At 59.8% G+C, this 22,800-nt stretch carries 21 protein-coding genes; 6 read left to right on the top strand and 15 right to left on the bottom strand.

Translation table 11 applies throughout. The features are described 5' to 3' along the window. Positions 1-34: 34 nt before the first annotated feature. Complete coding sequence (locus JBE38_RS17180; RefSeq protein ID WP_161549354.1) at positions 35-412, top strand: hypothetical protein; 378 nt, start codon at positions 35-37, stop codon at positions 410-412. 100 nt (positions 413-512) lie between these two features. Here the strand turns inward: JBE38_RS17180 and fadD1 are convergent, their stop codons facing one another. After that, a complete protein-coding gene (fadD1, locus tag JBE38_RS17175; protein ID WP_090368953.1) occupies positions 513-2,204 on the bottom strand; it encodes a long-chain-fatty-acid--CoA ligase FadD1 in 1,692 nt (563 codons plus the stop codon). A 378-nt stretch (positions 2,205-2,582) separates the two neighbouring features. After that, positions 2,583-4,271 carry a long-chain-fatty-acid--CoA ligase gene (gene fadD2 / locus JBE38_RS17170; RefSeq protein WP_205344723.1) on the bottom strand — a complete coding sequence of 563 codons (1,689 nt, stop codon included), beginning with the start codon at positions 4,269-4,271 and terminating at the stop codon, positions 2,583-2,585. A gap of 234 nt (positions 4,272-4,505) precedes the next feature. Between fadD2 and JBE38_RS17165 the strand changes: the two genes are divergently transcribed. Both JBE38_RS17165 and JBE38_RS17160 read left to right on the top strand, forming a co-directional pair. Continuing rightward, positions 4,506-5,450, top strand: a complete 945-nt coding sequence (locus JBE38_RS17165) for an alpha/beta hydrolase (RefSeq protein ID WP_205344722.1) — start codon at positions 4,506-4,508, stop codon at positions 5,448-5,450. Positions 5,451-5,515: 65 nt separating this feature from the next. Further along, positions 5,516-5,986, top strand: coding sequence for a MaoC family dehydratase (locus tag JBE38_RS17160; RefSeq protein WP_060754119.1), 471 nt, complete (start codon positions 5,516-5,518; stop codon positions 5,984-5,986). A 101-nt stretch (positions 5,987-6,087) separates the two neighbouring features. Here the strand turns inward: JBE38_RS17160 and JBE38_RS17155 are convergent, their stop codons facing one another. Continuing rightward, positions 6,088-6,555 (bottom strand): ferritin-like domain-containing protein, encoded by a 468-nt coding sequence (locus JBE38_RS17155; protein ID WP_060754120.1) that lies wholly within the window; start codon positions 6,553-6,555, stop codon positions 6,088-6,090. A gap of 218 nt (positions 6,556-6,773) precedes the next feature. Between JBE38_RS17155 and JBE38_RS17150 the strand changes: the two genes are divergently transcribed. Then, complete coding sequence (locus JBE38_RS17150) at positions 6,774-7,010, top strand: DUF3820 family protein (protein ID WP_060754121.1); 237 nt, start codon at positions 6,774-6,776, stop codon at positions 7,008-7,010. Between the two features lie 9 nt (positions 7,011-7,019). Next, positions 7,020-8,195, top strand: a complete 1,176-nt coding sequence (locus JBE38_RS17145) for an aminotransferase class V-fold PLP-dependent enzyme (RefSeq protein WP_205344721.1) — start codon at positions 7,020-7,022, stop codon at positions 8,193-8,195. Between the two features lie 109 nt (positions 8,196-8,304). Here JBE38_RS17145 and JBE38_RS17140 read toward each other — a convergent pair whose 3' ends face one another. From JBE38_RS17140 to zwf, 3 genes are read right to left on the bottom strand one after another with little or no spacing between them, the layout of a single operon-like run. After that, the gene (locus JBE38_RS17140) at positions 8,305-8,970 is read right to left on the bottom strand and encodes a bifunctional 4-hydroxy-2-oxoglutarate aldolase/2-dehydro-3-deoxy-phosphogluconate aldolase (RefSeq protein WP_060754123.1); all 666 of its coding nucleotides are present in this window, start codon (positions 8,968-8,970) and stop codon (positions 8,305-8,307) included. A gap of 17 nt (positions 8,971-8,987) precedes the next feature. Beyond that, positions 8,988-9,701: a 6-phosphogluconolactonase gene (pgl, locus tag JBE38_RS17135; protein ID WP_205344720.1), complete on the bottom strand. Its 714-nt coding sequence runs from the start codon at positions 9,699-9,701 to the stop codon at positions 8,988-8,990. Beyond that, positions 9,688-11,154 carry a glucose-6-phosphate dehydrogenase gene (gene zwf / locus JBE38_RS17130; protein ID WP_161549357.1) on the bottom strand — a complete coding sequence of 489 codons (1,467 nt, stop codon included), beginning with the start codon at positions 11,152-11,154 and terminating at the stop codon, positions 9,688-9,690. The genes pgl and zwf overlap by 14 nt, the downstream gene beginning before the upstream one ends. A gap of 221 nt (positions 11,155-11,375) precedes the next feature. On the opposite strand from zwf, the gene JBE38_RS17125 reads away from it, so the two are divergent. Further along, positions 11,376-12,236: a MurR/RpiR family transcriptional regulator gene (locus JBE38_RS17125; RefSeq protein ID WP_174554056.1), complete on the top strand. Its 861-nt coding sequence runs from the start codon at positions 11,376-11,378 to the stop codon at positions 12,234-12,236. Positions 12,237-12,623: 387 nt separating this feature from the next. Here the strand turns inward: JBE38_RS17125 and JBE38_RS17120 are convergent, their stop codons facing one another. From JBE38_RS17120 to JBE38_RS17080, 9 genes are all read right to left on the bottom strand, one after another. Then, positions 12,624-13,469 (bottom strand): D-hexose-6-phosphate mutarotase, encoded by an 846-nt coding sequence (locus tag JBE38_RS17120; protein WP_060754127.1) that lies wholly within the window; start codon positions 13,467-13,469, stop codon positions 12,624-12,626. Positions 13,470-13,571: 102 nt separating this feature from the next. After that, complete coding sequence (locus JBE38_RS17115) at positions 13,572-14,918, bottom strand: carbohydrate porin (RefSeq protein WP_090368943.1); 1,347 nt, start codon at positions 14,916-14,918, stop codon at positions 13,572-13,574. A gap of 84 nt (positions 14,919-15,002) precedes the next feature. Then, positions 15,003-16,163: an ABC transporter ATP-binding protein gene (locus JBE38_RS17110; protein WP_090368940.1), complete on the bottom strand. Its 1,161-nt coding sequence runs from the start codon at positions 16,161-16,163 to the stop codon at positions 15,003-15,005. Between the two features lie 2 nt (positions 16,164-16,165). Then, positions 16,166-17,011: a carbohydrate ABC transporter permease gene (locus tag JBE38_RS17105; RefSeq protein ID WP_205344719.1), complete on the bottom strand. Its 846-nt coding sequence runs from the start codon at positions 17,009-17,011 to the stop codon at positions 16,166-16,168. Next, on the bottom strand, positions 17,004-17,912 hold the full coding sequence (locus JBE38_RS17100) for a carbohydrate ABC transporter permease (RefSeq protein ID WP_060754131.1): 909 nt from the start codon (positions 17,910-17,912) through the stop codon (positions 17,004-17,006). Before JBE38_RS17100 ends, JBE38_RS17105 begins: the two co-directional genes overlap by 8 nt. Before the next feature lie 92 nt (positions 17,913-18,004). Beyond that, a complete protein-coding gene (locus tag JBE38_RS17095; RefSeq protein WP_090368938.1) occupies positions 18,005-19,291 on the bottom strand; it encodes an ABC transporter substrate-binding protein in 1,287 nt (428 codons plus the stop codon). Between the two features lie 104 nt (positions 19,292-19,395). Continuing rightward, positions 19,396-20,655 carry a D-mannose isomerase gene (locus tag JBE38_RS17090; RefSeq protein ID WP_090368936.1) on the bottom strand — a complete coding sequence of 420 codons (1,260 nt, stop codon included), beginning with the start codon at positions 20,653-20,655 and terminating at the stop codon, positions 19,396-19,398. A gap of 112 nt (positions 20,656-20,767) precedes the next feature. Then, the gene (locus tag JBE38_RS17085) at positions 20,768-21,592 is read right to left on the bottom strand and encodes an ATPase (protein WP_090368934.1); all 825 of its coding nucleotides are present in this window, start codon (positions 21,590-21,592) and stop codon (positions 20,768-20,770) included. 127 nt (positions 21,593-21,719) lie between these two features. Next, complete coding sequence (locus tag JBE38_RS17080; RefSeq protein WP_090368932.1) at positions 21,720-22,718, bottom strand: NAD-dependent epimerase/dehydratase family protein; 999 nt, start codon at positions 22,716-22,718, stop codon at positions 21,720-21,722. Positions 22,719-22,800: the final 82 nt, after the last annotated feature.

Here is a 22,800-nt window from a genome sequence, read left to right as displayed (position 1 = left end):
TATAACGCTGAATAACAGATCCCGTAGGAAGGTTATGAAACTCAATAAAGCACAGGCCATCGCCCGCCGGAACACCGAACTGGGCGGTGCCGTACTCGGCGTCAACAATTGCCATTTCACCGATCTGGACCGCAAGCGCAATATCTGGTGGTTCGACCTGCCGGTAGGCCGCATTGCCGTGGGCCAGTACGAGTGGATACACCTGCTGATGCACAACGCCGAGAGCGACCAGTTGCTGCACCTGAAGGTGCCGACGGTATTCCTGCGCGAAAATCTCGAAGGGCTGGTGGTGCGCAACGCCGGCAAGCGCAAGCCGGAGATCACCCTTGAGCTGAGCGCCGACAAGGATTCGTTCCTCAAGGACGTACGCCCGGCGGGTGCGGGGTTGAGTTTCGCGCAGTTCGCCCTGTAGACACCGGATTAAAATGCGTGGGGCTTGCTCCCGATAGCAGTGTGTAAGTCAGCACATCAGGTACTGAGCCACCGCTATCGGGAGCAAGCCCCCTTCCACCTTACTTCTTCAAGCCGAGCTTCTTCAGCTCTTCGTCGCGCAATTCACGGCGCAGGATCTTGCCCACGTTGGTGGTCGGCAACGCATCGCGGAACTCGACGGCCTTGGGCACCTTGTAGCCGGTGACGTTGGCGCGCATATGCTCCATCACCTGGTCCTTGGTCAGGGTGGCCCCTGGCTTGACCACGATGAAGATCTTGATGTGTTCCCCGGACTTCTCGTCCGGCACGCCGATGGCCGCGCATTGCAGCACGCCCGGCAAGGCTGCCAGCACGTCTTCCAGTTCATTGGGGTAGACGTTGAAACCGGAGACCAGAATCATGTCCTTCTTGCGGTCCACAATGCGCATGTAGCCGTCCGGCTGGATGATCGCGATGTCACCGGTCTTCAGCCAGCCTTCGCTGTCGAGGATCTCGGCGGTGGCGTCTTCGCGCTGCCAGTACCCCTTCATCACCTGCGGGCCTTTGATGCACAGCTCGCCGGTTTCGCCCAGCGGCAACTCGGCGCCGTCGTCGGCGATGACTTTGCATACCGTCGACGGTACCGGAATACCGATGGTCCCGATCTGAATGCTCTGGCTCGGGTTGACCGTGGCCACCGGGCTGGTTTCGGTCATGCCATAGCCTTCGCAGATGTTGCAGCCGGTGACGGCCTTCCAACGTTCGGCGGCGGCGAGCTGCAAGGCCATGCCGCCCGACAGGGTGACTTTGAGTGCAGAGAAGTCCAGCTTGCGGAAGCCTTCGTTATTGCACAGCGCCACGAACAGGGTATTCAGCCCGACAAAACCGCTGAACTTCCACTTCGACAGTTCCTTGACCATCGCTGGCAGGTCGCGTGGGTTGCTGATCAGGATGTTGTGGTTGCCGATCAACATCATCGCCATGCAATGAAAGGTGAACGCGTAGATGTGGTACAGCGGCAGCGGCGTGATCAGGATCTCGCAACCCTCGTTGAGGTTGGAGCCCATCAGCGCCTTGCACTGCAGCATGTTGGCGACCAGGTTACGATGGGTCAGCATCGCGCCCTTGGCCACGCCGGTGGTGCCGCCGGTGTACTGCAGAACGGCCACATCGCCACTGGCCGGGCTGACGTCGTTGACCGGTTGCCCCTGCCCCTTGGCCAGCACATCGTTGAACTTGATCGCCTTGGGCAAGTGATAGGCCGGGACCATTTTCTTCACGTACTTGATGACGCTGTTGATCAGCAGGCGCTTGAACGGCGACAACAGGTCAGCGACTTCAGTGACGATCACGTGCTTGACGGAGGTCTTGGGTACGACCTTTTCCGCCAGGTGCGCCATGTTGGCCAGGCAGACCAGGGCCTTGGCCCCGGAATCATTGAATTGGTGTTCCATTTCCCGTGCGGTGTACAGCGGGTTGGTGTTGACCACGATCAGGCCGGCGCGGATGGCGCCGAATACCGCGACCGGGTATTGCAGGACGTTGGGCAGTTGCACGGCGATTCGGTCGCCAGGCTTCAAGTCGGTGTGCTGTTGCAGGTAGGCGGCAAAGGCGCCGGACAATTCGTACAGTTCACCGTAGGTGATCGTCTTGCCCAGGTTGCTGAAAGCCGGTTTGTTGGCGAAGCGCTGGCAGGACTGTTTCAGTACCGCCTGAATATTCTGATACTCGTCTGGATTGATTTGTGCAGCAATCCCGGCGGGGTACTTATCCTTCCAAAAGTCTTCGTTCATGGAAGCCCACTCCTCAGCGACGCGAATTCATCATCGCATTTGATGCGATTATTATTGGTGTATGTTTTTTTAGGTGAGTCTGGCGCTTTCAAGCAGGCCGAGAAGTCACAAAGCGCGCCGAGAGTAGCAGCTTTGCCAAGGGCCGCCTAGAGCCAAAAGAGAGCCCTACAGTCATAAACACGACTGTCCTACAATATTTGGTCACACTTAAAACATTGACCGCACGTACCAGAGAAACGCTCTGGAATAGGCTTTTCAGGGCAAAAAAACAATGTGGGAGAGGGCTTGCTCCCGATAGCGGTGTCCCAGTCGATACATCGGGTGACTGATACACCGCTATCGGGAGCAAGCCCCCTCCCACATAGAGCTCATGTCAAATCAGGCGATATCGCGAAGCTCGCGCCGCAAGATCTTGCCCACCGGCGTCATCGGCAACGAGTCGCGCAGCACGATGTGCTTGGGCACCTTGTACCCCGTGAAGTTGTCCTTGCAGTACGCCTTCAGCTCTTCAAGGCTAACCCCCTGGGCACGTGCCACCACGAACAGTTTCACGGCCTCCCCGGTACGCTCATCCGGCACGCCGATCACCGCACAGTTGGCCACCGCAGGGTGCGCCATTACCACGTCTTCGATCTCGTTGGGGTAGACGTTGAAACCCGAGACGATAATCAGGTCTTTCTTGCGGTCGACAATGCTGACGAAACCATCGGTGTCGATCACCGCAATGTCGCCGGTCTTGAGCCAGCCCTCGGCGTCCAGGGTCTCGGCGGTAGCTACCGGCTGTTGCCAGTAGCCTTTCATGACCTGCGGGCCCTTGATGCACAACTCGCCCCGCTCGCCCAATGGCAACTCATGGCCGTCATCGTCTATGACCTTCATGGCGGTGCCCGGCACCGGGATCCCCACGGTGCCCAGCCGCGAAAGGCTGCCGTAAGGGTTGGTGCTCGCCACGGGTGAGGTTTCGGTCAGGCCGTAACCTTCGCCGATGGAGCACCCGGTGAGCGCCTTCCAGCGCTCGGCCGTGGCCTTGACCAGGGCGGTGCCGCCGGAGTTGGTGATCTTCAGGTGGGAGAAGTCCAGGGTCTTGAAATCCGGGTGGTCCATCAACGCGACAAACAGCGTGTTGAGCCCCAGCAGGCAGGAGAATCGCCATTTCTTCAATTCTTTGATGAAGCCGCCGATATCCCGCGGGTTGGTGATCAACACGTTGTGGTTGCCGGTCACCATCATGCACATGCAGTTCGCCGTGAAGGCATAGATATGGTAGAGCGGCAGCGGCGCGATCATCACTTCCTGCCCTTCCTTCACCAGCGGCTGCCCGTCATCGGTGACCTGGGACATGCAGGCCCGCACCTGTTGCATGTTCGCCACCAGGTTGCCGTGGGTGAGCATCGCGCCCTTGGCCAGGCCGGTGGTGCCGCCGGTGTATTGCAGCACCGCGATATCATCCAGGCTCACCGGGTGGCGCGTCACGCCCAGGCCCGCGCCCATGCGCAAAGCGCGCTTGAAGGACACGGCCCGAGGCAGGTTGTAGGCCGGGACCATCTTCTTGACCTTATCGACCACGGTATTGACCAGCCAGCCTTTGGCGGCGGACATGAAGTCGCCCATTTTGGCTTCAATCAGGTAATCGATCTCGGTGTCGCTGCACACCTCCTGCACGCGCGAGCCGAACAGGTTGAGGTAGACCAGCGCACGCACGCCGGCATCCTTGAACTGGTGGCGCATCTCGCGTGGGGTGTACAACGGGTTGGTGTTGACCACGATCAGCCCGGCGCGCAATGCACCGAACACAGCGATGGGGTAATGCAGCACGTTGGGCATCTGCACCGCGATGCGCTCGCCCGGCTTGAGGTCGGTATGCTGCTGCAGGTAACCGGCGAACGCCGCGCTCTGGCGCTCAAGCTCGGCGTAGGTCAGGGTAATGCCCATGTTGCTGAACGCCGGACGGTCGGCAAAGGCCTTGCAGGAACGCTCGAAGACTTCGATCACCGACTTGTAGCTGGTGAGGTCGATGCCAGTGGGAACGCCCGCCGCGCGTTTGTCATTCCAGAAATCAGGTTGCATTATTCTTGTCCCCTTACCTGAGTATGTCCGGCCGCTGTAGCGATCACTGCAGTGATGAAAAAGCAGGCTGCTATAAAAAGCGGAGCTTTGGGGACGTTAGCAGCTATGGCCAACCAGGCAAATACGCCAAACCGTTTCATTGATTGTATGAATCTTGTCTCTGAGGCGTAGGCAGATGTCCGGCCCTCGGCGAATGAGCTATACATTGCATCGACCCCGAGCAAAGGAAGCGCCATGAACCACAGCACCTTCTGGCTGACCGCGAATGACCACAGCCGCCTGTACGTCAATCAATGGCTGCCGGACGGCCCTGCCCGGGCCATCATCATGCTGTCCCATGGCATGGCCGAGCACAGTGGTCGCTACGCACGCCTGGCCCAGGCCCTGTGCGCAGCCGGTTACGGGGTGTATGCGCCGGACCAGCGCGGCCATGGCCGTACGGCGGATGAAGGCACCCTGGGGTTGTACGCCGAGCATGACGGCTGGAACAAAGTCGTCGGCGATCTGGCCAGCCTCAACCAGCACATCGCCCTTCAAGAGCCGGGGCTGCCGATCATTCTGCTGGGTCACAGCATGGGCAGCTATATCGCCCAGGCCTACCTGTTGCACCACAGCGCCAGCCTGGATGGGGCGATTCTCAGCGGGTCGAATTTCCAGCCCGTGGCGTTGTACCGTGCCGCCAGGGTGATCGCACGCATCGAGCGCGCGCGCCAGGGTTTGCGCGGGCGCAGCGCACTGATCGACTTTTTATCGTTCGGCTCATTCAACAAGGCATTCAAGCCCAACCGTACGGCGTTTGACTGGCTCAGCCGTGATCCGGATGAAGTGGACAAGTACGTCAACGACCCGCTGTGCGGTTTCCGTTGCACCAACCAATTGTGGGTCGACCTGCTGGGCGGCTTGCAGCAAATCAGCAAAGCGTCCAATCTCGCCCAGATCGATCCGGGCCTGCCGATTCTGGTAATAGGTGGCGAATGTGATCCGGTGAGCGAGGGCAAGCGTCTCAAAAGCCTGGCCCATGCCCTGCGTGAGGCCGGCTGCCAGCACCTGCAATTGAATATCTACCCGCAGGCGCGTCACGAAGTATTCAATGAAACCAACCGCGATGAAGTCACTGCGGATGTGCTGACGTGGCTCGAACAGGCGCTGACTTTACGCCGGCCGACCCGCTGCGAGTAACTTCTTGATAAGTCGTTTAAAATCAGCCAATTAATTTACCGATTAGCCACAGGATGCACCCCTAGATGACCCAGGTTACCAACACCCCGTACGAAGCCCTCGAAGTCGGCCAGACCGCCAGCTACAGCAAGACCGTCGAAGAGCGGGATATCCAGTTGTTCGCCGCGATGTCCGGCGATCACAACCCGGTGCACCTGGATGCCGAGTACGCCAAGGCCACCATGTTCAAGGAGCGCATTGCCCACGGCATGTTCAGCGGCGCCCTGATCAGCGCGGCGGTGGCCTGTGAGTTGCCTGGGCCGGGCACCATCTATATCGGCCAGCAGATGAGCTTCCAGAAACCGGTGAAAATCGGCGATACCCTGACCGTGCGCCTGGAAATCCTCGAGAAACTGCCGAAATTTCGTGTACGTATCGCCACCCGCGTGTTCAACCAGAACGATGAGTTGGTAGTGGACGGCGAGGCGGAAATTCTTGCACCGCGCAAGCAACAGGTCGTGACCCTGACAGCGCTGCCGCCGATCAGCATCGGCTGACAAGCCCGCCCTTACACAGGCTTGCTCCCAATAAAAAAGGGTCAGTCACCCGATAAAGTGACTGACCCTCTTTTATTGGGGGAGCAAGCCCCCAGCAGCACTTACGACTGGGCGCGAGCCTGGTTACGCAGGGCTTTTACCTGGTCGTGGTTGCGCTGTACGCCGTGGTACTGACGCTCAACCAGATCACGAATACCCAGCAGGTTGTGCTTGTTGATCTTCTCGATCGCTTCCCGGTAAGCCTTGAGGGCATGGTCTTCACCGCGCTCGGCTTCATTGAGGACCGCTTCCTCATCTTTACCGGTCACCATCGACTTCACGTCGACCCAACCACGGTGCAGTGCACCGGCTACGCTGCCGGAGTTTTCCGGATCGCCGCCCAGCGCACGTACGGCGGTTTTCAGTTCTTCAGCGGCTGTACCGCAATCGACGGAACGCTTGGCGAACAGGGCCTTGAGTTCTGGGTGCTTGATGTCTTCAGCGCACTCCTTGAAACCTTTTTGACCGTCGATGCTGGTTTCGATCAGGTCATTGAGTACGGAGATCGATTCTTTATTGATGTCAGTCATTTTTCAATTCCTTGGGCAGGTTTAAAGAAGCTTGTTTAAAGCTTGCATGAGGTATTGCAGCGCCCGTGCCAAGTTTTTCAATAAAAAATTCTTTTTAATTTTCAGTTAGTTACGAAATATTGAACCATCTGTATGGACGTTATTTGCATGATCTGTCATTTGGCCTTCATGCAAAATACCTGTATTTTTCAGGCTCTGCCCTCAATCGCTTGATGCTCATGAACCCGGAAAAACTCGAACTGCTGATCACCCGCGAAATGCCTTTTGGCAAATACAAGGGACGGATCATTGCCGACCTGCCGGGGCCCTACCTCAACTGGTTCGCCCGCGAAGGTTTCCCCCATGGCGAGCTGGGTGGCTTACTGGCATTGATGCAGGAAATCGACCACAACGGTCTGTCCGACCTACTCGAACCGCTACGCGTGAAACACGGTAAACCCGCCCCTCGCCATTAGAGCCTCGCCATGCCACGGAATGCACAGAACGAACACCACTGGCACACCATCGCCCAGCGCTATGAGCTGGAACCCGGTCCGATCAATCTGGAAAACGGTTACTTCGGGCGCATGAGCCGTGCGGTGCGTACGCAATACCTGGAGCACGTGGCCTTTATCAATCGCAGTAACTCGGTGCACGTACGCCAGCAGTTCGAACAAGGCGAAAACGTCGAGATACGCCGCCAACTGGCCGGGCTGATCGATGCCGAACCTGAATACATCGCCTTCACGCGCAACGCCACCGAGGCCTTGCAGTCGCTGATCCGCAACTACAATCGCCTGCAGCCGGGCGATCAGGTGCTGATCAGCGACCTGGAGTACGACACGGTCAAGGGGGCCATGCGGTGGTTGGCAGGTTATCGCGGCGTGGACGTGATCGAGGTGTCCCACACCCACCCGGCCAGTTTCGACAGCCTGCTACAGACCTATCGCGAGACCTTCAGCCGGTACCCGCGTTTAAAGCTGATGGCGCTGACCCACGTTACCCACCGCACCGGCCTGGTCATGCCCGTTGCGGCGATCGCCAAGGCTGCACGCGAGCAGGGCATCGACGTGATCCTCGACGGGGCCCACGCCCTGGGCCAGATCGAGTTCAACCTGGCCGAGCTGGGCATCCAGTTCGCCGGCTTCAACCTGCACAAATGGATCGGCGCACCGCTGACGCTGGGTTTTCTCTACATCGCTCCCGAGCGCCTGGCGGATATCGACCCGGACATGGGCGAATTCCACTACCCCAGCACGGATGTACGCGCACGCACGCCCTACAGCACGCCGAACTTTCCGGCACTGATGACGCTGCCGCTGGTGCTTGAAGAACATCGCGACGTGGGTGGCGCCGCGGCCAAAGGTGCGCGGGTGAATTACCTGCGGGATCTGTGGGTGAGCCTGGTGCGGCCACTGCCGGGGATTGAGGTACTCACGCCGGATGATCCTCGGCTGTATTGCGGGATCACGGCATTCAAGTTCATAGGGCGGGACCAGCAGGTGATGGCGGAGCGCTTGCTCAAGGATTACGGCCTGTTCACCACGACCCGCGTCGGCGCTGCGTTTGGCACCTGCATACGCGTGACGCCCGGCCTGGCTACCTCGGCGGCGGACATCGATGCCCTGGTCGGCGCCATTACCGAACTGAGCACAGATTAAAAACATGCAGTTGGCAGCAGGTTTTTTCAGGCAAAAAAAAGCGGTACACCGACCAAGTGCACCGCAAAAATGCCGTTAAGCACAGCAACAACGATTCAGTAAAAGCGGATCAATCCAGCAGCGCCAGCGCTTGCGCGGTAACTTCCTGGATGCGGGCCCAGTCGCCGTTCTTGACCCACTCAGGGTCCAGCATCCAGCTACCGCCCACGCACATCACGTTTTTCAACGCCATGTAGTTTTTGATATTGGCCGGGCCAACACCGCCGGTCGGGCAGAATTTCACTTCGCCGAACGGGCCACCGAGGGCCTTGATCGCGGCAACGCCACCGCTGACTTCGGCGGGGAACAGCTTGAAGCGACGATAGCCCAGGCCATAGCCTTCCATGATGCCGGAGGCGTTGCTGATGCCTGGCAGCAGCGGGATCGGGCTGTGCACCGAGGCTTCCAGCAGGTCACGGGTAATGCCGGGGGTGACGATAAATTGCGAACCGGCCACCTCGGCCGCTTCGAGCATATGACGGTCGAGCACGGTGCCGGCACCGGTGCACAGTTCCGGGCGTTGCTCGCGCAAGACCTGAATGGCCTTGAGGCCGAACTCGGAGCGCAAGGTCACTTCCAATGCGGTCAAACCACCGGCTGCCAGGGCATCGGCCAGCGGCAGGATGTCCTGTTCGCGGGCGATGGTGATCACCGGCAGAATCCGCGCCTTGGCGCAGAGGCTGTCGATCAGGGCAACTTTATCCGCCATGGATACGGTCGGTTGAGGGCTGTTCATAGCGGCTGATCCTTGGCTCATGGGCACCAGTAAATCTCTAGAGAAGGTTGCAAAAACGCGCGAATCGGCATGGCAGCAATGTCATCACTGGCCAGCGCGGCGCTCAAGGTGGTCAATTTCGAACTGCCGGCAATCGACAGTACGGTGTAGTTCGCCGTGGACAGCAAGGCGCGACTCATGGTCAGGCGCTGGTGCGGCACGGTCGGCGCCAACATCGGCCAGCAACGGCGGGTACCGTTGGGTTGCAGGGCGTCGCTCAGGTTCGGGCTGTTGGGAAACAGCGACGCGGTGTGGCCGTCATCGCCCATGCCCAGCACCAGCACATCAATGGCTGGCAACTCGCCCAGCAAGCGATCGGCCTGCAAGGCTGCGTCTTCAAGATTGGCCGCGGCGCTGTACAGGCTCAGGAACCTGGCCTTGGCCGCCGGGCCTTGCAGCAAGTGCTGCTTCAACAGGCCGGCGTTGCTGTCGGCATGCTCCACCGGCACCCAGCGCTCATCGGCCAGGGTGACGGTGACCTTCGACCAGTCCAGGCCCTGCTTGGCCAGGCTCTGGAAGAACGCCACGGGGCTGCGGCCGCCGGACACGACCAGGGTCGCATCACCACGGGCACTGATGGCCGCGCGCAGCTGTTCGGCCACGTCGTTGGCCAGGCCATCCGCCAGCAAGGCGGCTGTGCGGTACTCATGGGCCGTCACGCCCTGAGGCAGTTTCAGTTCAGATATCGCCATACCACGACCTCCCATCCCGCGTGATCAGTGCAATCGAGCTCATCGGCCCCCAGGACCCCGCCGCATACGGCTTGGGCGCATCACCGGACTTCTTCCACCCGGCGATCAACTGGTCACACCACTTCCACGCGGCTTCGATTTCATCTTTGCGGACAAACAGGTTCTGATTGCCGCGCATCACTTCCAGCAACAACCGCTCGTAGGCATCGGGAATGCGTGCGCTGCGATAGGTGTCGGAAAAATTCAATTGCAGCGGGCCACTGCGCAGTTGCATGCCCTTGTCCAGGCCCTGCTCCTTGGTCATCACACGCAAGGAAATACCTTCGTCCGGCTGCAGGCGGATGATCAGTTTGTTGCTGATCTGAAGGCGCTGCTCGGGAGCGAAGATGTAGTGCGACGGTTCCTTGAAGTGGATGACGATCTGCGACAGCTTTTGCGGCATGCGCTTGCCGGTACGCAGGTAGAACGGCACGCCGGCCCAACGCCAGTTACGGATATCGGCCCGCAGGGCGACGAAGGTCTCGGTGTCGCTCTGGGTGTTGGAATTCTCTTCTTCCAGGTAACCCGGCACCGGCTTGCCGGCGCTGTAGCCGGCGATGTACTGGCCGCGCACCACTTGGGTGGTCAAGCCATCCGGGCTGATCGGTGCCAGCGCCTTGAGCACCTTGACCTTCTCGTCTCGAATACTGTCGGCGGACAGGTCGGCCGGTGGGTCCATGGCGATCAGGCAAAGCAGCTGCAGCAAGTGATTCTGAATCATGTCCCGCAGTTGGCCGGCCTTGTCGAAGTAACCCCAACGGCCTTCGATACCAACCTGCTCGGCCACGGTGATTTCCACGTGGGAAATGTAGTTCTGGTTCCACTGGGTTTCGAACAGGCTGTTGGCAAACCGCAGTGCGATCAGGTTCTGGACGGTTTCCTTGCCCAGGTAGTGGTCGATGCGATACGTGCGGTTTTCCGGGAAAAACTGCGCCACGGCGTCGTTGACCTTGCGCGAGGATTCCAGGTCGGAGCCGATGGGCTTTTCCAGGACCACCCGGGTATTTTCAGCCAGGCCGACCTTGGCCAGGTTTTCGCAGATAGCGCCATATACCGCCGCCGGTGTGGCGAAGTAGGCGATCAGTCGTTGCTCGCCTCCGACTTTTTCAGCGAGGGCGACGTAGTCGTCAGCCTGCATGAAATCGACATGCACATAGACCAGGCGCGCCAGGAAGCGCTGGGCCACGGTCTCGTCCATTTCCTTGCCGACGTAGTTGCGCAGTTCTTTTTCGATGTGGGCCAGGTGCTGTTGCTCGGACCCGGCTTCACGGGCCAGGGCCAGGATGCGCGTGTCGTCGTGCAAGAGCCCGGCGCCATCGAGTTGATAGAGGGCAGGAAATAACTTGCGCAGCGCCAGATCACCCAAGGCGCCAAACAGGGCAAAGGTGCAGGGTTCTACGGTTATCGAAGGCATGATGTTTGTTCTTTTATCAAGTTAAGCTACAAATACCTTTTTTCAAGGCATCACTCAAGGAAAAATGTAGTAATAACCACAACATTTTCCCAAAATACGCATTCCGAGTGGTGGTGTTCAGCTACCCTCAGTAGGATAGGCCACCTCAAAGGGCCGCTCGTCGATTGGTTGCTGCCCTTAATATTTGCATCGTAGCCCGAAGGAAAGACTGAATGGACCGCGTGCGAAATCTTCTGGAACAGATCCAGAACCGCCTCGAAGAATTAAACAAGGCCGAGCGCAAAGTCGCTGAAGTCATCCTGCTTAACCCGCAGCAGGCCACCCGCTTCTCGATCGCCGCCCTCGCCCAGGCCGCCTCGGTCAGTGAGCCGACGGTCAACCGTTTCTGCCGTTCGTTCGGTGTCAGCGGTTACCCTGAACTGAAATTGCAGTTGGCGCAAAGCTTGGCCAGTGGCGCGGCCTATGTCAGCCGCGCAGTGGAGGCCGATGATAACCCTGAGGCGTATACCCAGAAGATCTTCGGCAGCGCCATTGCCTCCCTAGACAGCGCCTGCCAGGCCCTGGACCCGGCCCTGATCAGCAAGGCCGTGGACTTGCTGATCCAGGCGCGGCAGATCCACTTCTTCGGCCTGGGCGCCTCGGCTCCGGTGGCCATGGACGCGCTGCACAAGTTTTTCCGCTTCAACCTGGCGGTGACCGCGCATGCCGACGTGCTGATGCAGCGCATGATCGCTTCGGTGGCCCATACGGGCGAACTGTTCGTAATCATTTCCTACACCGGGCGTACCCGCGAGCTGGTGGAAGTGGCGCGTATCGCACGCAGCAATGGTGCTTCGGTGCTGGGCGTGACTGCCGAAAACTCACCGTTGGCCAAGGCCAGCACCGTGAGTCTGAACATTCCGCTGCCGGAAGACACCGACATCTACATGCCGATGACGTCGCGGATCATCCAACTGACGGTACTGGATGTGCTGGCGACCGGCATGACCTTGCGTCGCGGGGTGGATTTCCAGCCGCATCTGCGCAAGATCAAAGAGAGCTTGAATGACAGCCGGTATCCGGTGGGCGACGAATTCAACTAACCACTGATCGTTCCCACGCTCCGCGTGGGAACGCCGCTCTGGACGCTCTGCGTCCGCTGCTGAAAGTCGTGACGCGGAGCGTCACTGGATGCATTCCCACGCGGAGCGTGGGAACGATCTAAAGCCCACACATGACATCTGATCGTTCCCACGCTCTGCGTGGGAACGCCGCCCTGGACGCTCTGCGTCCGCTGCTGGAAGTCGTGACGCGGAGCGTCACTGGATGCATTCCCACGCGGAGCGTGGGTACGATCTAAAGCCCACACAGACATCTGATCGTTCCCACGCTCTGCGTGGGTACGCCGCCCTGGACGCTCTGCGTCCGCTGCTGGAAGTCGTGACGCGCAGCATCACTGGATGCATTCCCACGCGGAGCGTGGGAACGATCTAAGCTCCGGCCCTGGCCTGCAAGCTCAGATGCGCCCTCTCCCCCGGCGCCAGGCTGGCTCCGGCCATTGCCGACTCCACGCACACAAAGCCCGACGCCTCATTGAAACTCACGCCCAGCAAGGGCCGGCTCCCCGGATGCCACACCACGGTGTCCGCGCTGTCGCCGGTGTCGATACACAGTTCCCGCTGCCAGGCATGGTCTTTGAGATGCAATTCGCCCTCATGCTGGAACACCCGCTGGCATCCACCGTCTACTCGCAACTCACCTTCCTGCTGGCAGACCTGACGGTTGAGCTGGTCATAACCTTGCGCCCCGTCGAGTCCAGACAGCGCTACCTCATCAACGTGACCAATACGCCAGTAAGCGTGCAAAGCATGGCTCAACTGGCAAGGGAGTTCGTCCTGATGTTCAGTGCTCAGGCGCAATTCCAGGGTTTCGCCCAGGTGCGCATGCAGGTCGACCTGCCAGTCGCAGAGGCGTAACTGCCAGTGCAGACGCACACCATCGTCGTCGCTGCTGCTGTCGAGCAGCTTCCAGTCGATCAGCCGCGCCCAGCCATGGGACGGCCATGCGTTTTCACTCGGATGGCGGCCATACCAGGGCCAGCACACCGGCACACCACCACGGATGGCCCCCACCTGTGGCCACTTGGCTGCACACCACAACCAGGGTTTCTGGCCGTGCGGTTGGAAATGCAACAGTTGCGCGCCCTGACGACTGAACACCGCCTGGCACAGCGGATGGTCGATCACCAATACGTCGCGCATCTGAAAGCGCTCCCAGGCGAATACCGGACGCTCGCGCAGGGATTTGAAAAAGCGTTGCAGCGGATGCTCATGCATGTGCCACGGTCCTGAAGATCATCACAGTGCGCCCCAAAAAAAGCGGGTAGCCATGGCTACCCGCAAAATGCGCACAGAGAGAAGGAGCTTATCGCAACAGCGTTAGAACGTAGACTGAATTTTCAGGCCCGCTACCAACGCGTTGTCGACTTGGTCGACGCCACCTGGGTTCTTGATGTATTGCAGGTTAGGACGCACGGTCAGCCAGTTGGTGACGTGAATGCCATAGTTGAGCTCGACGTTGTACTCGGTGTTACGCAGAGGCGCGTAACCCGCCTGGCTGTAATCGGTGAAACCACCCGCCTCATTGAGCAACTCGGAGTTTTTCTTCACATCACTGTTGGCGTGGATACGGGAAATACCAATACCGACGTCATCTTTGGCACGGGCATCAAATGGCCCTTTGTACACCAGCATCAGCGACTGGTAGTTATCGACCAGGTTGGTGTCTTTATCGTGGAAGGTCGCGTTGGCGGCAATGTTCAAGCCGCGCGAAGCATCACCGTTATGCGTGGTGAGTTGCTGTTGCGCAACGAACCAGTAACCGGTTTTGCTGCTGCGCAGACGGTAGGCTGCGCCGGTGGTGGCCGCATCGTTACCATTGACGTCTTCACGTACATCGCTGGCGTCGGCCGCGCTCTTGTAGTAACCCACACGGTATTCGCCCGGCAGGTTGTTAACCTTCGGCGACCAGACCAATTCCACCGGAATCACAGTACCCTTGGTACCGCTGCCGCTGAGCTTGAAGCCGTTACCGTGCTCCAGCTGCGACGGGTTCTGGTTGTACGCACCGATTTGCGCATACAGCTCTGGCGTGATGTTGTACTTCAAGCGGATAGCGGCCTGGGCCACCGGCCAGTTGTACCAGGTGTTGACGTAGTTACCCACTTGCGAGCCGCAGAACGACAGGTTCTGGAAGTCGCATGGGAAGGTGTTGAAGTCTTCGCCTTCGCCGAAGTAGCCGAGTTTCACGTCCAGCTTGTTGTCGAACATCTGGTGCTGGATCCAGAACTGGGTCAGACGCACCATGTGGCCACGGCCGTAGACTTCCATGGACGAGCTCAGCGTGCCGGCACGCGGGTCGCCGATACGGTCGTTGGAGATGTTCTGGCCGTTACGGTTGGTCAACTGGATCTTGGCCTGGGTGTTGTCCCAGCCCCACAGTTTCTGCAGGTCCAGCGCCACGCCCAGACCGAACTGGTCGGAGTAACGGCCAGTCTTGTCGTCGTTGTAGCCGCCATGCAGGTTGGCGCCCATTTCACCCACGTAGTCAGCCTTGATGTCGATACCTTGCTCGATCAGCTTGGTCCGCTCGCCGCCCCAATCACCGGTCATCCACTTGGAGTCGGCACTGAATGCATCGGCCGCCATCGCATTGGCGGACAGTACAAGGGCTGCTGCTGCTGACAGTTGGCAGATCAGCCGGGTGTTGTTGTGTTGCTTTTTCATCCCTACATCCTCGTCTTTATTGTTATTAAACTGTTTTTATCTAACGCGGGTTACATTTTTTATCTAAAACAACAAGTTATAGACTCAACGACCTTTGAATTGGGCCACGTTGCCGGTGTGCCCGAGCGCAGGCGATGCGGCAGCAGTGCCCAGACGCTCGCCAGTGTTGGCGTCGAACAACAGGACCTTGGCCGGATCGAATTGCAGAGTCAGGGTCTCACCGACCTGGGGCGCCACATCGGGTGCCAGGCGGCAGCAGACCTTGGTGTCGTTGAGTTGCACGAACACCAAGGTGTCCGGGCCGGTCGGTTCGGTGACCTGGACTTCGGCACGAATGCTCGATGCGCTGTCGCCCTCGCCGTTGGCCAACATGATTTGCTCCGGGCGCAGGCCCAGGATCACGTCGCGGTCTTCAAGGCCGGCATCCGACACATTGAGCGCCAACTCGCAGCGGGCCTGGCCGCTATCGAGCAGCGCCACCAGGCGACCGTCCTTGCGCTGCAAGCGCAGCGGTACGAAGTTCATCGGCGGCGAACCGATAAAGCTCGCGACGAACTGGTTGGCCGGGTCGTTATAGATCTCTTTCGGCGTACCGAACTGCTGGATGATGCCGTCCTTCATCACCGCCACTTTGTCGCCCAGGGTCATCGCTTCGATCTGGTCGTGGGTCACGTAGACCGTGGTGGTTTTCAGGCGCTGGTGCATCAGTTTCATTTCGGTGCGCATCTCGACCCGCAGCTTGGCGTCGAGGTTGGACAGCGGTTCGTCGAACAGGTAGATCTTCGGCCGACGCGCCAGGGCACGGCCCATGGCCACGCGCTGTTGCTGGCCACCGGACAACTGGCCCGGCTTGCGATTGAGCAGGTGTTCGATCTGCAGCAGCTTGGCCACGCGCGCCACTTCGGCATCGATATCGGCCTGGGGCATCTTGCGGATTTTCAAGCCGAACTCGATGTTCTCGCGCACGCTCATGGTCGGGTACAGCGCGTAGGACTGGAACACCATGGCGATGTCACGGTCCTTGGGGCTCATGCCGCTGACGTCCTGATCGCCGATCATGATCGCGCCGCCGGTGATGGTCTCAAGCCCGGCGATGCAGTTCATCAGCGTGGATTTACCGCAACCCGAAGGGCCGACCAGGATCAGGAACTCACCTTCCTTGATCGACAGTTCGATGTTCTTCAAGGTGTCGGGCAAGCCGGCGCCATAGGTCTTGTTTACATTGCGAAGTTCAAGCGTAGCCATGATTACCCCTTGACCGCGCCAGCCGTGAGGCCGCGCACGAAATACTTGCCTGCGATCACATAGACCAGCAGGGTCGGCAGCCCGGCGATCATCGCCGCCGCCATATCCACGTTATATTCCTTGGCCCCGGTGCTGGTGTTGACCAGGTTGTTCAGCGCCACCGTGATGGGCTGGGAGTCGCCGCTGGAGAACACCACACCGAACAGGAAGTCGTTCCAGATCTGGGTGAACTGCCAGATCAGGCAGACCATGATGATCGGCGTCGACATCGGCAGAATGATCTGACGGAAGATGGTGAAGAAACCTGCACCGTCCAGCCGTGCGGCCTTGATCAGCGCGTCAGGAATGCTCACGTAGTAGTTACGGAAAAACAGTGTAGTAAACGCCAGCCCGTAGACCACGTGTACAAACACCAGGCCGGTGGTGGTGCTGGCCAGGCCCATCTTGCCGAGGGTGAACGACGCGGGCAGCAGTACGGTCTGGAACGGCAGGAAGCAGCCGAACAGCAGCAAGCCGAAGAACAGCTGCGAGCCTTTGAAGCGCCAGAACGACAGCACATAGCCGTTCAGTGCGCCAATGGCGGTGGAAATCAGTACGGCCGGAACGGTGATCTTGATCGAGTTCCAGAAGTAGCCGTCCACGGTACCCCAGGCCTTGACCCAGCCGATACCGCTGACCACGGTCGGCCAGCTCAGCAGGTTGCCGGTGCTGATATCTTCCGGGGTCTTGAAGCTGGTCAGCAGCATCACTACCAGCGGCACCAGGTACAGCAGCACCGCGAGGATCAGCACCGCATAGATCGCGATGCGGCTCAGGCTGATGGCAGGTTTGGAAGCGAGACTAGTCATGACGCTTGGTCCTCAGCTCGGAATACAGGTAAGGCACGATGATCGCGAGGATCGCGCCGAGCATCAGGATTGCACTCGCCGAGCCCATGCCCATCTGGCCACGACTGAAGGTGAACGAGTACATGAACATGGCGGGCAGGTCGGACGAGTAGCCCGGACCACCGGCCGTCATGGCGGCGACCAGGTCGAAGCTCTTGATCGCAATGTGCGCCAGGATCATCACCGCACTGAAGAAAACCGGGCGCAGGCTGGGCAGCACCACGCTCCAGTAGATGCGCGGCAGGCTGGCGCCGTCGATCTGCGCGGCACGGATGATCGACTGATCAACACCACGCAGGCCCGCGAGGAACATCGCCATGATGAAGCCGGAGGCTTGCCAAACGGCGGCAATTACCAGGCAGTAAACGACGCGATCAGGGTCGATCAGCCAGTCGAGACGGAAGCCTTCCCAGCCCCAGTCCCGCAGGAGTTTGTCCAGGCCCATGCCCGGGTTGAGCAGCCATTTCCAGGCCGTACCGGTGACGATCATCGAAAGCGCCATCGGGTACAGGTAAATGGTGCGGATAAAGCCTTCACGACGGATCTTCTGGTCGAGGAAAATCGCCAGTGTCACGCCGATCACCAAGGTGATACCGATAAACATCCCGCCGAAAACCGCCAGGTTCTTGCTCGCCACCCACCAGCGGTCGTTGTCGAACAAGCGCGCGTATTGCGCAAGGCCGGCCCAGGTGTAGTTAGGCAGGAACGTGGAGGTGGTGAACGACAGCACGAACGTCCACAGGATGTAGCCGTAGAAGCCCACCAGAACGATGAACATGCTGGGCGCCAGCACCAGTTTGGGGAGCCAGCGCTGCAGTGCATCGAACGGCGAGGCCTTGCTGAACACAGCAACAGAACTCATGGGAAAATCCAGTACAGGGAAAAAGGACTACAAGAGCATGCCTTGTGAGGAGTCAGGGGGTTTCCCCTCACAAGGACCAGCCGTGCTAACCGTTACTTCGCAGACTTGATCGCAGCGCCAAGTTTCTTGGCGGTGTCGGCCGGGTCGGCTTTCGGGTCGTTGATGTAGTTGGTCACGACATCAAAGAACGCACCTTGCACGGCCAGGGTGGTGGCCATGTTGTGCGCCATGCTTGGTTGCAAGCCGCCGGTCTGGGCGTCAGCCAGGAAGTCCTTGGCCGCAGTCTGAGCGCAGGAGTCGAAGCCAAGCTTGTCCATTTCATGGAGCATGTCGTTGCGCACAGGGATCGAGCCCTTGTTGATGCTGAACACTTTCTGGAAGTTTTCACCCAGCACCACTTTGGCGATGTCTTGCTGACCGGCCTGAGTGCCCTTGTCTTTGACCTTGAACACCGCCAGGGAGTCGATGTTGTAAGTAAAGGCTTTGTCGGTGCCCGGGAAGGCTACGCACTCGTAGTCTTTGCCGGCGACTTTCTTGGCGGCAGTCCATTCGGACTTGGCCCAGTCACCCATGATCTGCATGCCGGCCTTGCCGTTGATGACCTTGCCCGCTTCTAGGTTCCAGTCCTGGCCTTTACCGTCGACGTCCATGTAGGTCGCGACTTTCTTCAGTTCAGTCAGGGCCTTGACCATTTCCGGGCCGGTCAGCGCGGCGTTGTCCAGGTCAACCAGGGCTTTCTTGTAGCCATCAGCCCCCATCACCGACAACACCACCGCTTCGAATACGGTGCTGTCCTGCCAAGGCTGGCCACCGTGGGCGAGCGGAATGAAGCCCGCGGCCTTGAGCTTGTCACCGGCAGCGTAGAATTCTTCGAGGGTGGTCGGGTTCTTGGTGATACCGGCTTTCTTGAAGACTTCCGGGTTGATCCACAGCCAGTTCACGCGGTGGATGTTGACCGGCACGGCAACGTAGTTGCCCTCGTACTTCACGGTATCGGAGACTTTCTTGTCGAGCAGGGAGTCCCACTTTTCTTCTTTGGCGACGTCTTTGAGCACGTCAGTGTCGAGCAGGCCGGTGGATGCCCATTCCTGGATGTCCGGACCTTTGATCTGAGCAACGCCTGGTGGGTTGCCGGCGACTGCACGGCTTTTCAGCACGGTCATGGCAGTGGCGCCACCGCCACCTGCAACAGCGCCGTCCTTCCAGGTGAAGCCGTCTTTCTCAACTTGGGCCTTCAGGACATCTACGGCCGCTTTTTCACCGCCGGAGGTCCACCAATGCACAACTTCAACCGTGCCTTTCGAGTCGGCGGCAAATGCACTGAGGGGAAACAACGAGGCAATGGAAATAGCGACGGCGAGGCGATTAATCGCGTTCATCTGAGTACCTTTTCTTGTTGTTATGCATGCAAGTCTAGAGCTTGCGCTGCACGGAGTTTAAACAGGGATGTTCAGGGCGCAGGTAACAAAGGGACGCTCAAATGTCACCACCTTGTGACATACAAGCCCCGACCTAAAGCACTGGTCATACTGGGTGACAAAGGGAGTGCGGGCAGCACCACCGCTTGCCAGGCATGGTACAGGTCCGGCTTGCCACCCCAAATGTTGCTGCTGGGTTGGTTGTGCGGGTCGAGTTCGTGGTGCCAACTGCCGTGGGTCCTGTCGATAAAGTGGGTTTCGCAGAACTCCCAGAAGCGTCGGTACCACATCTCGTAATGCGCATCAGCGGTACGTTTGAGCAGTGCCTGGGCAGCGGCACTGGCTTCGGCATGGGTCCAATGCAAGCGTTCGCGTACCACCGGGCGCTGGTTCCAATCCAGGGTGTAGACGATGCCGGGGGCGCCATCCACGGCCCAGGCGTGCTCGCAGGCACTGGCGAACAGGCCTTGAGCATCGCTCACCAGCCAGTCCGGCGTGACCAGCCCGGCTTGCAGACGCGCAGCCTCCAGGTGCAGCACCAGCCGCGCCCACTCAAAACCGTGACCGGGGGTGATGCCGTAAGGGCGAAAGCCGTCGGCCGGGTTGTCTTCGTTGTAACCGGGCAGCGGTTGCCAACGAGTGTCGAAATGCTCGATCACCATGAACCGATTAGCCGCCGCGTGGGTGTGGATAACCCGCTCGACGATACGCAGCGCCCGGTCCAACCAGCGTCGATCACCGGTGACATCGGCCAGGGCCAGGAATGCTTCGGTGGCGTGCATGTTGCTGTTGGCACCGCGATAGGCTTCGACACCCGTCCAGTCCCGGGCAAAGGATTCGAGCATCACGCCCTCCTCCTCGCTCCAGAAGAACTGGTCGATGACATGGATGGCGTCGTTCAACAGGTCCTGTGCACCCGGCGCGCCGGCCACCACCGCCGAGCTGGCGGCCAGGGCGACAAAGGCATGCAAGTAAGCCGCTTTACCGTGGTTGCCATCGCGGGCATTGGGGGTGGCGAACCAGCCGGCGTGCTCACTGTCGCGCAGTGGCCCTCTGAGCGCCGCGACGCCGTGGGCGACCAGGTCGGCGTAACCCGGCAGCCCCATGACCTGGGCCATGGCGAAACTATGGGTCATGCGCGCGGTGTTCATGGTTTCGGCGTAGGCATCGGCCGGCAGCTGGCCTTTGTCATCGAGATTGCCGAAGCCGTCAGGCAGTCGAGAGGCTTTGGCAAATGCCAACAGGCGCTGTCCTTCGCCGGCAAGCCAGGCGTGATGGGCAGGTGCATTCAGCCAACTGCTGGCAGGCAGTGGTTGGGTGGTCATGGGTGGCCCTTGTTTTTTTTATGGGATGACCGAGTCTAAACAAGGGCGAAAGAGGGGCAAGTAACGAAACTGATGGTAAATGTCACCAAGCGGTGACATTTACCGACAAGCTTTACTGACCGAGCGGCGTAGCGGCCGCTGGCGCGTTGAGACGTTGATTCAAGTTCTGCACCTGGCTCTGCAAGGTGGTGATGTTGCGCGTGGTCTGGATGCGGAACACGTCGAACTCTTTATTGGTGGGTGCGTCGCTGTTGGCGGGCTGGTTTTCCTGTGCGCTCTTGAGTACCAGCAGGTCCTGCTCGAGGCGGGCGATGGCCGCGCTCGGATTGCCCTGTTTTTTCAAGGCCGCCACGTCGTTCGCCAGCTCCTTGGTCTCACCCTGCGCCGCCTTGAGGCTGGCGACGGCATCGGTCAACGCCTGGACCTGGCCCTGCAGCTTGGCATTGGCATTCGCAAGCTCGGTGGCATTGGTGGTCATTTGCGCCAGGCGCTGGTCCAGTTCGCTCGCCTGACCGGCCACGCCCACTTGTTGCTTGCCCTGCTCCAGCAATTGGGTTTCCAGCTGCTTGATCTGCAACTTCAGCGCTTCGCTGCCGTTGTTGACGTTGGCCTCACTGGCCACGACCTTGCCGGAAATATCCTGCAGGCGCCCCGCCGCTTCCTCGCTGATGCGCGCGAAACTCTCCTGGGTGGCGACCAACTGCTGGCCCATCAGGGAAATCTGCTGGAAGCTCCACCAGGCCAGGCCGGCAAAGGCGATCAGCAGCGCGCCGACCAAGGCCCACAACGGGCCGGTGCTGGCTCTTTTGACATTGACCACCTTGGTGTTGCGCGAGCGCACGGAGGTGGCGGGAGTCGGCACGAAATCATCGTCATCCCCTTGATCGGCCCGCAGGGTGGGAACGTTGTCGAATTCGTCGTTGGCATCGTTACGCATGAATCTACCTTGAATCAATGAGATGGCTAGCTGGAAGGCCGAGCGCCGGGATTATAAACCGCGTTCCCCGCGCACTGGTCGACCCGGAACCACGAATTCGGTTCCCGATGTGTCGCTGCTGGTGAAACTACTTGAGGCCGGGGTCCTGGGCCTTCCACCAAGCGCAGAACTCGTCGAGCGCGGTCCACAGGCTGACCTTGGGCTCGTAGTCCAGATAATGCCTCGCCTGACTGATGTCGAGGGTGAAATCTTTGTTCATCACCTGCATGCCCAGGCGTGACAGCGCCGGCTCCGGACGACCCGGCCACATCGCGCAAAACGCTTCGTTCAACGCCGCCACGCTGTAGGACAAGCCGTAAGACCGATAACGGGTGACCTGCGGCAGGTCCATCTGGCGCATCACGTAGTTCACCACGTCCCACACCGGCACCGGCGTGCCGTTGCTGATGTTGTAGGCCCGGCCCAACGCCGAACCTGGGGCCAGCAAGCTGCTGAGGAGAGCTTCGTTGAGGTTGTGCACGCTGGTGAAGTCGACCTTGTTCAGCCCGTCGCCGACAATGGCCAGGCGATTCTTGCGCTGCATCTTCAGCAAACGCGGGAAGATGCTCATATCGCCGGCGCCGGTCACAAATCGAGGGCGCAAAGCCAGCACTTCCAGGCCGAACTCCTGGGCGCCGAAGACTTTCTGTTCCGCCAGGTATTTGGTGGCGGCATAGGGGTGCTTGAAACGCTTGGGCACCTGTTCTTCGGTCAACCCCAGATGATCGCGCCCGTCAAAGTAGATCGACGGTGACGACAAGTGCACCAGGCGCCCGACCCGTTGCTTGAGGCAGGCTTCAACGACATTTTCGGTGACCAGCACATTACCCTGATGAAAATCCTGGTACTTGCCCCACAGCCCGACAGCGCCGGCGCAGTGCACCACGGCTTCGACGTCACGGCATAGCTCGCGCACCAGGTCGGCATCATTCAAATCACCCTGGATAAACTCGGCACCGCGCCTGACAAGGTGCTCGACCCCCTCGGCACGTCGCCCGTTGACCCGCACGTCCAGGCCCTGCTCCAGGGCGAAACGCGCAAAACGCCCGCCGATGAAGCCGCTTGCGCCGGTGACCAGAATTTTCATGAAGCCTCCTACGGATGCAGCTGCCAGCGTCAAGCCTCAAGCTACAAGTTAAAAACGATCCGCAAGCTTTTCTTGCAGCTTG

Source organism: Pseudomonas sp. ICBG1301 (genome assembly GCF_016918385.1).
Classification (GTDB): Bacteria; Pseudomonadota; Gammaproteobacteria; order Pseudomonadales; family Pseudomonadaceae; genus Aquipseudomonas; species Aquipseudomonas palleroniana.
Note: the sequence above shows the minus strand (reverse complement) of the source record. Positions and strands in the feature narration are given on the sequence as shown.

Excerpts from the sequence above, each read along its gene's own strand:
- JBE38_RS17180 (WP_161549354.1), top strand. The coding sequence starts at position 35 with ATGAAACTCAATAAAGCACAGGCCATCGCCCGCCGGAACACCGAACTG.
- fadD1 (WP_090368953.1), bottom strand. The coding sequence starts at position 2,204 with ATGAACGAAGACTTTTGGAAGGATAAGTACCCCGCCGGGATTGCTGCA.
- fadD2 (WP_205344723.1), bottom strand. The coding sequence starts at position 4,271 with ATGCAACCTGATTTCTGGAATGACAAACGCGCGGCGGGCGTTCCCACT.
- JBE38_RS17165 (WP_205344722.1), top strand. The coding sequence starts at position 4,506 with ATGAACCACAGCACCTTCTGGCTGACCGCGAATGACCACAGCCGCCTG.
- JBE38_RS17160 (WP_060754119.1), top strand. The coding sequence starts at position 5,516 with ATGACCCAGGTTACCAACACCCCGTACGAAGCCCTCGAAGTCGGCCAG.
- JBE38_RS17155 (WP_060754120.1), bottom strand. The coding sequence starts at position 6,555 with ATGACTGACATCAATAAAGAATCGATCTCCGTACTCAATGACCTGATC.
- JBE38_RS17150 (WP_060754121.1), top strand. The coding sequence starts at position 6,774 with ATGAACCCGGAAAAACTCGAACTGCTGATCACCCGCGAAATGCCTTTT.
- JBE38_RS17145 (WP_205344721.1), top strand. The coding sequence starts at position 7,020 with ATGCCACGGAATGCACAGAACGAACACCACTGGCACACCATCGCCCAG.
- JBE38_RS17140 (WP_060754123.1), bottom strand. The coding sequence starts at position 8,970 with ATGAACAGCCCTCAACCGACCGTATCCATGGCGGATAAAGTTGCCCTG.
- pgl (WP_205344720.1), bottom strand. The coding sequence starts at position 9,701 with ATGGCGATATCTGAACTGAAACTGCCTCAGGGCGTGACGGCCCATGAG.
- zwf (WP_161549357.1), bottom strand. The coding sequence starts at position 11,154 with ATGCCTTCGATAACCGTAGAACCCTGCACCTTTGCCCTGTTTGGCGCC.
- JBE38_RS17120 (WP_060754127.1), bottom strand. The coding sequence starts at position 13,469 with ATGCATGAGCATCCGCTGCAACGCTTTTTCAAATCCCTGCGCGAGCGT.
- JBE38_RS17115 (WP_090368943.1), bottom strand. The coding sequence starts at position 14,918 with ATGAAAAAGCAACACAACAACACCCGGCTGATCTGCCAACTGTCAGCA.
- JBE38_RS17110 (WP_090368940.1), bottom strand. The coding sequence starts at position 16,163 with ATGGCTACGCTTGAACTTCGCAATGTAAACAAGACCTATGGCGCCGGC.
- JBE38_RS17105 (WP_205344719.1), bottom strand. The coding sequence starts at position 17,011 with ATGACTAGTCTCGCTTCCAAACCTGCCATCAGCCTGAGCCGCATCGCG.
- JBE38_RS17100 (WP_060754131.1), bottom strand. The coding sequence starts at position 17,912 with ATGAGTTCTGTTGCTGTGTTCAGCAAGGCCTCGCCGTTCGATGCACTG.
- JBE38_RS17095 (WP_090368938.1), bottom strand. The coding sequence starts at position 19,291 with ATGAACGCGATTAATCGCCTCGCCGTCGCTATTTCCATTGCCTCGTTG.
- JBE38_RS17090 (WP_090368936.1), bottom strand. The coding sequence starts at position 20,655 with ATGACCACCCAACCACTGCCTGCCAGCAGTTGGCTGAATGCACCTGCC.
- JBE38_RS17085 (WP_090368934.1), bottom strand. The coding sequence starts at position 21,592 with ATGCGTAACGATGCCAACGACGAATTCGACAACGTTCCCACCCTGCGG.
- JBE38_RS17080 (WP_090368932.1), bottom strand. The coding sequence starts at position 22,718 with ATGAAAATTCTGGTCACCGGCGCAAGCGGCTTCATCGGCGGGCGTTTT.